This window comes from Alkaliphilus crotonatoxidans, from assembly GCF_054658015.1.
The window spans coordinates 366223-380397 of record NZ_BAAHXS010000004.1 but is presented as its reverse complement, the minus strand read 5'-3'; the positions used below and the strand labels follow the sequence as shown (position 1 = coordinate 380397).

Genomic DNA, 14175 nt, shown 5'->3' with positions numbered 1-14175 from the left:
TAAAGGGAAGGGAGAAAAAAGATGAAGAAGAAAAGGCTGTTGATTATCGCGTTGGTTATAGCTATGTTATTACCAATAACAGGCTTACATAACGGAGTGGAGGCTTTACAAAAAGAACCCTTCAGTGACCTGATTAATCACTGGTCCAGGGAGTATGTCTTACAGCTAACAGAAAAGGGTATATTTCAAGGCTATGCCGACGGCACCTTTAAACCCAATAACAATATTACTGTGGCAGAGTTTATAAAAATAGTCGTTGTAGCAATGGGACATGACCTACGCCCTGGGCCAGGAGATAGGTGGTATATTCCTTTTAAACAAAAAGCAGAAGAAATTGGATTGATTCAAGGGAATGAAATTGGCTATTTCGAGTATACGCGCCCTATTACCCGGGGTGAAATGGCAAGAATCCTTGTAAGGGCCACCGGTGATGGGGTCGATGACTATGAAAAATTTATTGATAACTATGTCGACTATACAAAAATTCCAACGGCGTTACGGGAATATGTTTTGAAGGCTACTGCCTTAGGGTTGATACAGGGCTATGAAGACAGCGAGTTCAAAGCAGATAAAAATGCCACCCGGGCCGAAGCCAGTACCATGATTACAAGGTTGATTGAGCCAGATCGAAGAGCCGAGCCCATTGTCAAGAAAGGCTATAGGCATATAACAGAGTTTGAGAGAGAGCTGTTATCGAAGTATGTTAGTGAGGATCAGGGGGCTTTGATTTATAGAGTAGATAATGCTTTTGAAAGAGTAGAGTACGTATATAAAATTGCTTCTGCCGACCTTCCTGTCCGGATAGGCAACCACATTTTGTATAGTATTGAGCCGGAAATTGAGATTGTAGGTACAGGAAAAAATCCATCATTTATAGTGTATCAATCAGTTGAGTTTTTTCCGCCTTATAGGGGGTTATATTTAAATGTTGCAAATAAGGACTATAGTCGATTGAGAAATAGGAACGGTTTAGATGAATGGACCCCTAGATTAGCCTCCATTCCGTTGATAGATCAGTATGGCAATCAAATTTATAAAACATTTTATCCTGTAATCTCTTCAAATGATAAAGACGGTTGGCAAACGTATAGGGGCGAGGACTCCTACCATCTAATTTTTAATGATACAAAAAATAATTATGCTGTCATTGTTGAAAATGCCTTTAACCAATAGGTGATATGAAATCTTAAAAAAGGAAGGTGAATGTGTTTGCTAAAAAGGATGATGGCCCTATTTCTATTGGTGCTTACATTTTCAACTGCAATTTTTTCCTGTATAGATTTCGAATATTATTCTTATGCCGGTGTGGTTTCGGCAGAAATTTATGATGTAGGGTATATTGATTGCTGGACAAATTCGGCAGGAGTGTGGATATGGGGAGCAGATCATGCAGGGAATCCAATTCATCCTATTCCTAAATATGCCGGCGGTGGTAGCGTTTCCTATACCTTTAAAAGGTCTGTTCCTCCACAATTTGTAGGGAAAATTACTGGAATCAAAAGTATTGAGTATGATCATAATAACGAAAATTTACCTTATGCTATAAAAGAAGAATACATTCAAATTCAACCTAGCTATTCATTTGGCGATACCTATATAGAATTTCAAGTGGAATTAGTCTATCTTGAATCTAATGAATATGAGGGTATGGGGAGGAACATCAGAGAAGATTGGCAAGCCCCTTTAGTTCAAGGAAGAAGATTTTACATGCCCATTATCATCCATCTTGAATACGAAAATCATCTGGACACCATTGTGGCAAAATACCAGGATGAAAATGGAGGAACCTTGAAACCAGATGATAAATATAACCCAGAAAATGAAGGCTATTTCACTGTATATGCAGCAGAAATTGATAACTATGAACTAATTTCTAATAGTCAGGCTTCATTTTGGATTAGCCAGGAGGGAATAGAGCATGTAGCTGTTTTCGTGTACAGGTCTACAGGCGGTGACCCCCCTGACCCGGGAGGCGGCGGAGAAGAGGGGAATGTAACCATTACCTTCAGCCCCGATTCCACCCAGGCAATCGGCGGAAAAACCCGAGACAACAACAGCTATTGGGTTAACCAAGATATACCCGTTACCGTCAGTGCCACAGGAGAAATTACCATGACCAACACCGCCAGCCGGAGCTATAGCTACACCTATCAATGGGAGGAGGTTATACCGCCTAACCCCGATGGCACAGGTGGCGGCACCGTCACCCGTACCGGCACAGGCTCCGGCAGCGAGCAGCAAGAATACACCGAAAAATTCACTCCGGCGAGACTGAAAATTGCAGGCACCGCAGGAGTTGATACCACCATACCCAATGGCAGCAACGTGACCATTACCAAAGAAGAAAAAAATATGAAGCTGACAGCCCAAGTAGCAGGCTGGAATCGAGGGGCCAGAGAATGGATCGAAACAGGCGAACCCAATCCCTCACCGCCCCAGGGAACAGTTGTTTCAGCCAGATGGACAGGGGGGCAGCCACCGACGGGGCCAGAGCCCACCGACACCTTCCCGGCAGAGTCAGGCCACTATTCATTAGACAAAACCCCACCAGTCATACGAATCAACTACAGTCCCCAAAAAGATTGGTGGAGCAACAGCGACTTCCATATAACCATCCAGGCCGACGACCAATCCCAGCAGGGAGCAGCCAACGTATCAGGCATGAACAACAGCCATATAGACATTACCAATAACAGCTATACAGGCAACAAGCCCTATATGGGCAAAAGAGACATACCCCATAGCCACAGCAGCAGCTACAGCTATAGCCAAAGCATCACCATCAACCAGGACGGCCTTTATCAAATCCCAATAACACTTCAAGACCTGGCAGGCAACAAAGGCATCATAGAAATCAACGGCAGAACCGTCACAACCAATGGCACCTGGACCGAGGGAGACCTGCCCCTGGACAAAACCAATCCCGAGCCGGCCAGGTTCAGCATGACCCCCAACAACCCCTTCGGGGCCACCAAAACCATTGACAGAGTTCCGGTGAAGCCTCCGGCCTATACCGTCTCCCAGGAGCCCCCAGGCTTCGAATACACCCTGGATCAGAATCAAAACAAAATACAAATCCACCTGGACGACAACCTGTCAGGAATCGGCAGCCATGGCCAATACAACAGCCACACCGACAGCAGTCGACTACAATACGCCTGGTCCAAGAGCCATCAGCAGCTCACCGAGCCGGGAGGCTGGCAAAACTACCATCAACACTACAGCAGCACCAACAGCCTGCTAAGAGAGCACATACAACCCCGGTGGAATCCCCCGGACTACACCCAACACCTGGGCCGCAGCACCCAGATACTAGACCCCCATCTGGGAAGCCCCCAGTACAGCCAGCAAAAAGAAGGACTATGGTACCTGCACATCAAACAGACCGACAGAGCTGGAAACCAGACCATCACCGTTAGTCCGCCCATTTACATCAACAAAATCAAAAACCTGAGAATCATAGGAATTGCCGACTACAAATGGGAGGCCATCTTCCAAAACCATAACCGGCAGCCCACCCCCCTACAATACCAGGGAATCAGAACAAGAGAATTCCCCATCTACACCAACCGATGGGGCCACGGCACCGCCCTGGGCTATCAGACCCGGTACAAAATAGACACCATAGGCTACGAAGATCCCCAGGACCAAATCCAAATCCAGGTACAATACCATGCCCTGGACAACCAGCGGAACCTCTACAAAAATGTAGACATCTACCTCCTGAACAAAGCAGGAAAATACGTCAGAATAGACGACATCAACAATCCCCAATGGGATGAACAAGTCCAATACTATTACCAACAATCCAGAAACATCATCCTAAGGCCCCAAAACAAAGAAGCCATCCCCTACGAAGCTGACAGAGAAGAAGGCAGCCAGCAAAGAATCCGTCACAGCCAGGATCAGGCCAAAGAAAAATACAACACCTACGAAAGCCACCTGTTTCTGCCCTATCATGCCAAGTTTGTCAGAAGAGGCTATCCCTTAGACCTGTTCCAGAAAAGAGGACTACAAGAATACCAGGTACTCATCACCTTCCAGGTGACCGGTAAAAAAGGCCATCAAGCCATAGCAGAACTAGACTACACCCAAAAAGAAGACCAGTGGGCCAAAGACAACAAATGGCACCAAAGCCCCCCCACCGAATACAACAGCTATGGAAAAAACCGGCCCACCAACGCCGACCTATTGGGAAAGGGCATCAACAAAGGAGAAGTAATCTGGTGGGATCTATACCGCACCATACAGGATGATTTTCAGTTGAATCGGTATTGGTAAATACAAATATAAAAATGCCCATCAATGATTGAAGCATCATTGATGGGCATTTATTTGTTATGCCAAAACTTCCTTAAGCAGCTCAATAAATCGTTGGTTTTGTTCCATGGTTCCGATCGAAACTCGGATATAGGTGTCAAACATAGGACGAATAATCATACCCCTTTGCTGAAGGGCTGTAAAGATCGCCTGACAATTTTTCTTTACATCAATAAAAATATGGTTGGTTTCAGAGTGGGCATACCAAATACCCATTTCATCAAAGCATTGATATAAATATTCCTTTCCCTCTTTATTAATACGATAGCTTTCCTTAATAAAATCATCATCCTCAAGGGCTGCTATGGCAGCAATCTGAGCAACGGTATTGACATTGAAGGGGCCCCTCACCTTATTGAGCTGATTAATAATTTCTTCAGAGGCCATCGTATACCCTACCCGCAGGGCGGCTAAACCGTATATCTTGGAAAAGGTGCGCATAATAATGATATTGGGGTATTTATCCAGTAGGCTAAGGCTATTTTTAGGATAATCATCCCGGGTTACATATTCGTTATAGGCTTCGTCGTAAATCACCACTACATCTTTTGGTACCTGGTTTAAAAAGTCCAACAGGGCTCCTTCAGTAAACATGGTACCGGTGGGATTATTGGGATTACATAGCCAGATTAACTTGGTTTTATCAGTAATGGCCTTTTTCATAGCATCAAGGTCATATGTAAAATCCTTTAAAGGAACGGTTACAGGAGTTGCACCCATCATAATGGTGGTAGACAAATATCGGGGGAAGGTGACATCAGCCATAATTACTTCGTCCCCTTTATTAACAAAGGTTTTGGAGATAATATCCACCATTTCATCAGACCCGCTGCTGGGAAGAATTTGATTGCTTTTCAATCCAAGCTTCCTGGCGATGGCCTCCTTTAAATCCGTTGCATTTCCATCGGGGTATAGATTAAGCTCCTCGAGACTTTTCATAATGGCATCCTTTGCCTTTTTTGAGAACCCAAGGGGATTTTCATTTGAGGCAAGCTTAATCACATCAGATAATCCGTATTCCCGCTTGACGTCCTCAATGGGCTTACCAGGCTTGTAGGGTACCAGATCTTTGATTTCGGGTCGAAACGTTATTGGCATAAATAAACCTCCTTCGTTTTGTAAAAAAATTTTAGAGCTTATAATTTAATTATAGCATATCTAAAAAAAATATATAGTCAGATTATTAAGAACAAAATCATTTTATATTTAAGATCAAGATTGTATATTAATTGAAACTGAGAAAAAGGAATATTTTTTTTGAACAAGCATATAAATTATTTTCAAGGAGGAAATTGTAAAATTTTGATAAAAAAAAAGGAGTTCGTAAAAAAGTATAGAATATTGAATCTATCAAAAGATTCTTAACTTTACATTATGAGGGGGTAATTATAATGAAAAGATATGAAGCCGATCGAATCAGGAACATTGCCTTACTGGGCCATGGTGGATGCGGCAAAACATCAGTAACAGAAGCAGCACTTTACTCGGCAAAGCAAATAACAAGAATGGGCAGAGTTGAGGACGGAAACACAGTTTCTGACTTTGACAAGGAAGAAACTGCAAGAAATATTTCGGTGAGTACCTCTGTGATTCCTATAGAATGGAAGGATCATAAAATAAATTTGATTGACACACCAGGATATTTCGACTTTATAGGTGAAGTACAAAGTGCCATAAAGGCTGCCGGCGGAATTATTATTCTGGTTGATGCCACTAGTAATATTGAGGTAGGAACTGAAAAGGCTTGGAACATTGCTGCTGAGAAAAAGACCCCAACTTTTATTTTTGTCAACAAAATGGATCGTGAAAATGCTGACTATCAAAAAGTGCTAAATGAGTTAAGAGAAAAGTTCGGAAAAAAGATTGCACCCTTTCAAATTCCCCTGGGAGACAAAGAAAGCTTTGCTGGCAACGTTAACATCGCTAAAATGGTGGCCAGGGAGTATGATGGAAAAGACTGTGTCGACAAGCCTATTCCAGATTCCCTAAAGGATCAGGCAATGGAAATCAGAGAAATGCTGCTGGAATCTGTTGCAGAAAGCGATGAAGTATTAATGGAAAAATATTTTGCCGGTGAAGAGTTTACAGAGGCTGAAATTCAAGAGGGTCTGAGAAAAGGAGTAATTTCAGGTGATGTTGTTCCCGTCATATGTGGTTCGGCCGTTAAGAATATCGGAATCCATACATTACTCGATATGATCAATGATTTTTCGCCTTCCCCCAAGGATATGCCTCCTAAACAGGGCAAAAACCCCCATAATGATGAGTTGGTTGAAAGAACTCTGGAACCCGGGGAACCCTTCTCTGCCCAGGTATTTAAGACAATTGTTGACCCCTATGTGGGTAAAATATCGCTGATAAAGGTGATTTCTGGTGTTCTGAAAAGTGATATGGAGGTATTGAATGCCAACAAGGACCAAAGAGAGAAAATCAGCAACCCATTCATTTTAAGGGGAAAAAACCAAATTGAAGTAAAGGAAGTGATGGCCGGAGATATAGCGGCTGTTGCCAAGCTGCAGCATACCATCACCGGTGATACCCTTTGCAGTATCAATGATCCGGTAATTTATAGCGATATAGAATTTGTAGAGCCCCAGCTATACCTGGCTGTTGAGCCAAAAGCCAAGGGAGATGAGGAAAGAATCATACAAGGCCTTCAAAGACTATTGGAGGAAGACCCAAGCTTTGTACTGGAACGGAATAAGGAAACACGGCAAACCATCATAAGAGGCCAGGGTGAGTTGCATATTAAGGTAATAGTCAGTAAGCTAAAGAATAAATTTGGTGTTGATGTAGAGCTGAAGGATGTTACGGTTCCCTATCGTGAAACCATCAAAGGCAAATCAGATGTCCAAGGAAAGCATAAAAAACAATCGGGGGGTCATGGGCAGTATGGAGATGTAAAAATCAGATTTGAGCCCTCTAGCCAGGAATTTGAATTTGCAGAAGAAATTTTTGGTGGCTCTGTACCGAAGGCTTATATTCCAGCAGTAGAAAAGGGATTGCGGGAATGTCTTGATTGTGGGGTTTTGGCTGGTTATCCGGTGGTAAATGTAAAGGCTACCCTCTACGACGGATCATATCACGATGTGGACTCCTCGGAAATGGCTTTCAAAATAGCTGCTTCCCTGGCATTTAAAAAGGGAATAGAACAGGCAAGGCCGGTGCTGCTGGAGCCCATTGTGGAGGTTAGAGTGAGAATACCCGAAGAATATATGGGAGACGTAATGGGAGATTTAAATAAAAGAAGGGGTAGAATAATTGGAATGGAGCCCCAGAACAATGGAGATCAATTGGTCATTGCAGAGGTGCCTCAATCAGAAATGTTCAAATATGCCACTGATTTAAGGTCAATGACCCAGGCCAGAGGGGTTTTTACCATGAACTTCAATCGATACGAAGAGGTACCCCAGGCTATTAGTGATAAGGTAGTGGAAGCTGCCAAGGCAGCAAAAGAATAAATTTAAGCATGTGCAAAGATTGCACATGCTTTTTTTTTTCTAGTACCCAGTGTCATTTAAATGCCGAGATAAGGCCTGAGACAAGCTTTCCAAGAGGAAGGAAAAAGAGGAAAATTTGACCGGTGATCATCTGTTAATTGAGGTAACGCAAGGAACTGGGAATTAAAAAGTTAGAAAATCTAAGATAATGAAAGAAAAGTTAAAAAAAATCAACTTAATGGTCTTATAGCTGTTTAATATTGTAAATAATGAGAAATTACTATAATAGAAAGAAATTGATTCTATTATGGCCTTGGTCTATAATAAAGTCAAGGAAGGTCAAAGAAGGTCAAAGTGAGGTGAGAGGATGGCGACAATCAGTGATCTTATAGAGGCTTTTCTAAAGGATCTAATGGATGAGCAAAATTCGATAGAGATCCAGCGTAATGAGCTGGCGAAGTACTTTCGGTGTGCCCCTTCTCAAATTAACTATGTTTTAATGACCCGATTCAGCCCGGAGCAAGGCTATGCCACCGAAAGCCAACGGGGGGGCGGTGGTTATATTAAAATTAAAAAATTAACCTTTTCTACAGGCCACGGTGCCTATTATATCATGACAAAGGAAATCGGAGACCGGCTCTCACAATGTGAGGCCTATCGTATTATAGATTTTTTGTTTCACCAACAACTCATTACCAAGAGAGAAGCTGCTTTGATGAAGGGTGCCCTTGATGATAGGGTGCTTTCTGTCAGTAAGGAAAGGGATGAAATGAGGGCAAGTATTTTAAAGGGAATGTTGGTAATATTATTAGAATAGGGGTGATATCATGCTGTGTGATGACTGTCAAAAAAGAAATGCAGTAATTCATATGACTAAGGTAATTCAGGGAAAAAAGGAAGAGGTTCATCTTTGCGAGGTATGTGCCAAGGCCAGGGAAAATAAACAGTATGCGATGGATTTTTCCATTCAGAATTTTTTAGCCAATTTATTGGATAGCAATATTAATACTCAGTTTAACCTACCTAATTATCAACCGCTTCAATGTCCCCGTTGCGGTACTACCTTCAGTACATTCAAGCAAACAGGAAGGCTCGGCTGCGACCTATGCTATGATGTGTTTTATAATCATATTCATCCATTAGTACGCCGAATTCATGGTACTGCTAATCATGTAGGAAAGCTGCCCAAAAGTGCGGGAGGTACCATTCACTTAAAAAGAGAGCTGAAGCTTTTAAAGAATCAACTACAAGAGGCGGTAGAAAAAGAAGCCTACGAGGAGGCAGCGGCCCTTCGTGATCAGATAAGACAAATAGAAAATCAGTTAAAGGAAGCATAAGGGGGGATTAACATGCCAAAATGGTTAAAGGAAACGGGACCGGAATCTGATATCGTCATCAGCAGTCGGGTCCGAATTGCCCGTAATGTGGCAGAAATACCTTTTCCCCAGCTATTGGATGAAGAGACTGGGCAAAGGGTTATTCAGCAGGTATACGAGGCAGTAATTGGAGGTAACACAGCCCTGAAGAAAGACTTTAAGCTAATCGAAATGAAAAACCTCAATAAAATAGATCGATTAAATTATGTTGAAAAGCATCTGATCAGCCCAGATTTGGCGAAAAAGTCACCCTTGGGTGGTGTACTGGTAAACAGTGAGGAAACCATCAGTATTCTAATTAACGAAGAAGATCATGTTCGTATTCAATGTCTGTTGCCGGGACTTCAATTGGAGGAGGCCTGGAGCCTGGCAGATAAGGTTGATGACCTAATTGAAGAGCGTGTTCCTTATGCCTTCAATGAACAAATAGGCTATTTAACCTCTTGTCCTACCAATTTAGGTACAGGGATTAGAGCATCAGTCATGATGCATTTGCCGGCCCTTCACATGACGGGCTATATAAATGGTGTTTTTCAAGCCTCCAGCCAGATAGGTATTGCAGTTCGAGGAATTTATGGTGAGGGAACGGAATTTTTAGGAAGCATATTTCAAATCTCCAATCAAGTAACCCTGGGCCTGTCTGAGGAGGAGCTGATTAAAAACCTGAAGGACGTTTCAAAACAAATTATCCAAAAAGAAAGAATGATCAGAGAAAACTTACTAAATGAGAAGCGAATGGAGCTGGAAGACAGAGTTCATAGGGCCTATGGCATCTTAACCAATGCCAGAGTTATTTCTACGGGTGAAGCCATGAGGTATATCTCTGACGTCAAATTGGGGATTGGAATGAACCTGGTGGAAGGTGTCACTTTGGAAAAATTGAATCAGCTAATGGCAATGATTCAAATAGGATATATACAAAAACATTTTAGCCAGGAGCTGACAGAGGCTGAACGAGATATAAAACGGGCAGAATTAATAAGAAGAACATTAAAATCTTAGGAGGTGTAGATTATGTCCATATTTGGAAGGTTTACTGAAAGAGCACAAAAAGCGATTTTATTATCTCAGCAATTCGCTCAGGAAATGAAGCATAACTATGTTGGAACGGAGCATTTGCTAATGGGATTAATTCAGGAAGGTCAAGGAATTGCCGCCCAATCCTTAAAAAATTTAGGTGTTAATATTGAAGGAATAAAAGAAAAAGTTTCGACCTCTATTGGCTATGGAAAGGAAAATACTGAATTATTGGGCTTTACACCCCGTACAAAGCGAATTTTTGAGTTGGCCATCTCTGAGGCAAGAAGCTTAGGTCAAAATTATGTAGGAACCGAGCATTTACTGTTGGGCTTAATCCGTGAAGGAGAAGGGGTGGGGGCCAAGCTGCTTTTGGATGAAAATGTGAATTTTGAGGCTGTACGAAAGGAAGTTATCAAGCTGCTTAGCAACGGAGGCAATCATCAAGGCCATAAGCCTGCACTTGGGAAAGGCGCCCCATCGACCCCGACATTAGATCAATTTGGAAGGGATCTAAACCAATATGCCCAGGAAGGTAAATTAGACCCTGTAATTGGAAGATCTGAAGAAATAGATAGGATTATACAGGTTTTAAGTAGAAGAACCAAAAATAATCCCTGCTTAATTGGAGAACCAGGAGTAGGAAAAACAGCCATTGCCGAGGGCTTGGCACAAAAAATCATTGAGGGGAATATTCCAGAGCTGCTGAAGGATAAACGGGTAGTAACAATTGATTTACCTTCCATGGTGGCAGGCTCTAAGTACCGGGGTGAATTTGAGGAACGGCTGAAAAAGGTCATGGAGGAATTAAGGCAGGCTGGCAACGTAATATTATTTATAGATGAAATTCACACCATTGTGGGGGCCGGAGCAGCAGAGGGAGCCATTGATGCCTCCAATATACTAAAGCCTGCCCTGGCAAGGGGAGAGCTTCAGGTGATCGGAGCAACAACCCTTGATGAATATAGAAAGCACATAGAAAAGGATGCCGCCCTGGAAAGAAGATTCCAGCCCATCATGATTGATGAGCCCACAGTGGAGGATTCAATTAAGATTTTAGAAGGTCTCAGAGACCGTTACGAGGCACATCACCGGGTAAAAATTTCCGATGATGCCCTTCGAGCAGCAGTTGAATTATCCCATCGGTATATTACCGATCGGTTTTTACCTGACAAAGCCATTGATTTAGTCGATGAGGCGGCGTCTAAAATCAGACTGAAGACCGTTACTGCTCCACCAGATCTAAAGGATTTGGAAGAACAGCTTGAGCAGCTGAAAAAGGAAAAAGAGGAAGCCATCAGTATTCAAGAATTTGAGCGGGCAGCCAAGATAAGAGATGAAGAAAAGAAGGTTCAGGAATCCCTTCAACAGAGGGAACAAGAATGGAAGACCAAGAAGCATTCCCGTGAATCAGTTGTGGAGGCAGAAGATATCGCCACTGTGGTTTCCAACTGGACGGGAGTACCGGTTAATAAGCTACAGCAGCAGGAATCAGACCGATTATTAAAATTAGAAGAAATTTTACACGATCGGGTGATTAGTCAAGAAGAAGCAGTTAGATCTGTAGCCCGGGCTATCCGTAGGGCAAGGACAGGATTAAAAGATCCTAAACGTCCTATTGGCTCCTTTATCTTCCTAGGCCCCACCGGGGTAGGAAAAACTGAGCTTTCCAGAGCCCTGGCAGAGGCCATGTTTGGTGAAGAAGATGCTATGATACGGATTGATATGTCAGAGTATATGGAAAAGCATACTGTATCAAGGCTGATCGGTTCTCCTCCTGGTTATGTAGGGTATGATGAAGGAGGGCAATTGACAGAAAAGGTTAGAAGAAAGCCCTATTCAGTCATTTTGTTTGATGAGATTGAAAAGGCTCATCCCGATGTATTTAATATTTTACTTCAAATTTTGGACGATGGACGTTTAACCGATGCCAAGGGTAAAACCGTGGATTTTAAAAATTCCGTTATCATTATGACCTCCAATGTGGGAGCCCACACCATTAAAAAGCAAAAAACCCTGGGCTTTGTGGCAGCTCAAACAGATGCTGTCAAGGGAGAATACGAAAAAATGAAGGAAAATGTAATGGATGAATTAAGAAGAACCTTCCGGCCTGAATTTTTGAATCGTATTGATGATATTATCGTGTTCCATAGTCTTGAAAGGGAACACATTGGTCGAATTGTAGATATAATGCTCAAGGACTTAAATGAGCGGTTGAAGGGATTAAATATTGAATTGGAGGTAAGTCCTGAGGCGAAGGAGTTTATTGCAGAAAAGGGCTTTGATGCTCAATTTGGAGCAAGACCCCTGAAGCGGGCCATACAAAAAATGATAGAGGATAATTTGTCAGAAGAGCTGTTGAAGGGAACAATTAAAGAGGGAAATAAAGTAGCTGTTCAGGTAGAAGAAGATGAACTGGTTTTAATTGGTAAATAGTCAAATCAATAGGGGCCGTGGCCCCTATTTCATTTTTGTAAGGATTGAATAATTTTGTTTCCTTGATTTATATGCTACAATAAAAATTAGAACGATTTACATATAAGGGGGGTGTGAATGTGGCAAAGGTGAAAACAAAATTTTTATGTAGAGAATGTGGCTATGAAAGCCCTAAATGGCTGGGGAGATGTCCTGGCTGTAATCAATGGAGTACCATGGAGGAAGAGCTGGTTTCGGGAAAGAAAGAAATGCGGCGCTCCCCAACAATTCAGGGACAATCACGCCCTCAGCCTATTCGCTCAATCAAATCTGGTGTTCATGAACGTTACGACACAGCCAATGATGAGCTTAATCGAGTTCTGGGGGGCGGCCTTGTAAAGGGCTCCCTAACTTTAATTTCCGGAGAACCGGGGATTGGGAAATCAACTCTGATTCTTCAGGCCGGCAGTAAAATTGCCGAAAAATATGGTAGGGTGTTGTACGTTTCCGGTGAGGAATCAGAGGAGCAGATTAAAATGCGGGCTGAAAGATTGGAAGCCATGGCAGAAAGCCTCTACATTGTTTCGGAAACTAATGTTGATATTATTGAACGATATATTGAAGAGATCAAGCCGATTTTCATCATTGTCGATTCAGTTCAGACCCTTTATAAAGAGGACTTATCCTCTGCACCTGGCAGTGTGTCCCAGGTAAAGGAAAGCGTCAATAATCTCATGAGAATTGGAAAAAGTGCCCATATCCCGATGTTTATCGTGGCCCATGTGACCAAGCAGGGAGAATTGGCGGGGCCCAGGGTATTGGAGCATATGGTCGATACGGTTTTACATTTTGAAGGAGAAAGAACCCAAGAATTCAGAATATTGAGGGCATTAAAGAATCGTTTTGGAACCACCAGTGAAATCGGTGTTTTTGAAATGCGTGAAGAGGGGTTGGTGGAGGTGGGAAATCCGTCAGCCATGCTGTTGGAATCCTTAACCGAGGCAGCAGAGGGGGCGGTTGTTGTGGCAACCGTAGAAGGGACAAGGCCCCTGCTGGTTGAAATACAAGCCCTGGTCACGCCAACCAATACGGGCTTTCCCAGGAGAACTGCTGTAGGAATAGACTTAAATCGATTAAATTTAATTATTGCAGTTTTAGAGAAGAAAATGGGTTTGCCTCTGGTAAACTATGATGTATATATTAATGTTGTAGGTGGAATCAAGCTTGAGGGTACCAGTGCCGACTTAGGGGTAGCCCTGGCCATCGTATCCAGTTTGAAAAATATTGTCATTCCATCCCGTAGGCTACTGGTGGTGGGAGAAATTAGCTTGACCGCCGACATCAGACCCGTGGCTAACCTGGAAAAAATGGCCAGGGAAGCAGAAAAAATGGGCTTTGAGGTTTGCATACTGCCCAGTAAAAATAGTCAAAAATTAAGTCTTAACAGCATAGAATTAAAGACGGTCAGTAATATTTTAGAAGCCATCCGGCTAATAAAAGAATAAAATAAAAAAAATCAATATAGCCTTCCCAAAGCAGGTTAAGCTTAGCCTATTTAGGAAAAACTACAGCTATAGGGGATAGGCCTAGTTTTGAGAAAGGAGGAC

The 14175-nt window shown here is 42.6% G+C and carries 9 protein-coding genes; 8 read left to right on the top strand and 1 reads right to left on the bottom strand.

Annotated elements, in window-relative coordinates:
- Positions 1 to 21: 21 nt before the first annotated feature.
- Both ACYQ1I_RS04420 and ACYQ1I_RS04415 read left to right on the top strand, forming a co-directional pair.
- Positions 22 to 1173: an S-layer homology domain-containing protein gene (locus ACYQ1I_RS04420; protein WP_459762761.1), complete on the top strand. Its 1152-nt coding sequence runs from the start codon at positions 22 to 24 to the stop codon at positions 1171 to 1173.
- A 48-nt stretch (positions 1174 to 1221) separates the two neighbouring features.
- Positions 1222 to 4281: a hypothetical protein gene (locus tag ACYQ1I_RS04415; RefSeq protein WP_459762760.1), complete on the top strand. Its 3060-nt coding sequence runs from the start codon at positions 1222 to 1224 to the stop codon at positions 4279 to 4281.
- A gap of 57 nt (positions 4282 to 4338) precedes the next feature.
- On the opposite strand, the gene hisC is transcribed toward ACYQ1I_RS04415, so the two are convergent.
- Positions 4339 to 5418 (bottom strand): histidinol-phosphate transaminase, encoded by a 1080-nt coding sequence (gene hisC, locus ACYQ1I_RS04410; RefSeq protein ID WP_459762759.1) that lies wholly within the window; start codon positions 5416 to 5418, stop codon positions 4339 to 4341.
- A gap of 293 nt (positions 5419 to 5711) precedes the next feature.
- Here hisC and fusA point away from each other — a divergent pair, with 293 nt between their 5' ends.
- The 6 genes from fusA (at position 5712) to radA (ending at position 14073) form a co-directional block, all read left to right on the top strand.
- On the top strand, positions 5712 to 7781 hold the full coding sequence (gene fusA, locus ACYQ1I_RS04405; protein ID WP_459762758.1) for an elongation factor G: 2070 nt from the start codon (positions 5712 to 5714) through the stop codon (positions 7779 to 7781).
- A gap of 346 nt (positions 7782 to 8127) precedes the next feature.
- Complete coding sequence (locus ACYQ1I_RS04400; RefSeq protein ID WP_459762756.1) at positions 8128 to 8577, top strand: CtsR family transcriptional regulator; 450 nt, start codon at positions 8128 to 8130, stop codon at positions 8575 to 8577.
- A gap of 10 nt (positions 8578 to 8587) precedes the next feature.
- Complete coding sequence (locus tag ACYQ1I_RS04395; RefSeq protein WP_459762754.1) at positions 8588 to 9097, top strand: UvrB/UvrC motif-containing protein; 510 nt, start codon at positions 8588 to 8590, stop codon at positions 9095 to 9097.
- A 12-nt stretch (positions 9098 to 9109) separates the two neighbouring features.
- Entirely contained in the window at positions 9110 to 10138 is a 1029-nt protein-coding gene (locus ACYQ1I_RS04390; protein WP_459762752.1) for a protein arginine kinase, read from the top strand.
- Between the two features lie 12 nt (positions 10139 to 10150).
- Positions 10151 to 12589, top strand: a complete 2439-nt coding sequence (locus ACYQ1I_RS04385; RefSeq protein ID WP_459762750.1) for an ATP-dependent Clp protease ATP-binding subunit — start codon at positions 10151 to 10153, stop codon at positions 12587 to 12589.
- 119 nt (positions 12590 to 12708) lie between these two features.
- Complete coding sequence (radA, locus tag ACYQ1I_RS04380) at positions 12709 to 14073, top strand: DNA repair protein RadA (protein ID WP_459762748.1); 1365 nt, start codon at positions 12709 to 12711, stop codon at positions 14071 to 14073.
- The last annotated feature ends 102 nt before the right edge of the window (positions 14074 to 14175 follow it).

What these genes read in the sequence shown, in the direction of transcription:
- ACYQ1I_RS04420 (WP_459762761.1), top strand. Translation starts at nt 22, where the DNA reads ATGAAGAAGAAAAGGCTGTTGATTATCGCGTTGGTTATAGCTATGTTA.
- ACYQ1I_RS04415 (WP_459762760.1), top strand. Translation starts at nt 1,222, where the DNA reads ATGATGGCCCTATTTCTATTGGTGCTTACATTTTCAACTGCAATTTTT.
- hisC (WP_459762759.1), bottom strand. Translation starts at nt 5,418, where the DNA reads ATGCCAATAACGTTTCGACCCGAAATCAAAGATCTGGTACCCTACAAG.
- fusA (WP_459762758.1), top strand. Translation starts at nt 5,712, where the DNA reads ATGAAAAGATATGAAGCCGATCGAATCAGGAACATTGCCTTACTGGGC.
- ACYQ1I_RS04400 (WP_459762756.1), top strand. Translation starts at nt 8,128, where the DNA reads ATGGCGACAATCAGTGATCTTATAGAGGCTTTTCTAAAGGATCTAATG.
- ACYQ1I_RS04395 (WP_459762754.1), top strand. Translation starts at nt 8,588, where the DNA reads ATGCTGTGTGATGACTGTCAAAAAAGAAATGCAGTAATTCATATGACT.
- ACYQ1I_RS04390 (WP_459762752.1), top strand. Translation starts at nt 9,110, where the DNA reads ATGCCAAAATGGTTAAAGGAAACGGGACCGGAATCTGATATCGTCATC.
- ACYQ1I_RS04385 (WP_459762750.1), top strand. Translation starts at nt 10,151, where the DNA reads ATGTCCATATTTGGAAGGTTTACTGAAAGAGCACAAAAAGCGATTTTA.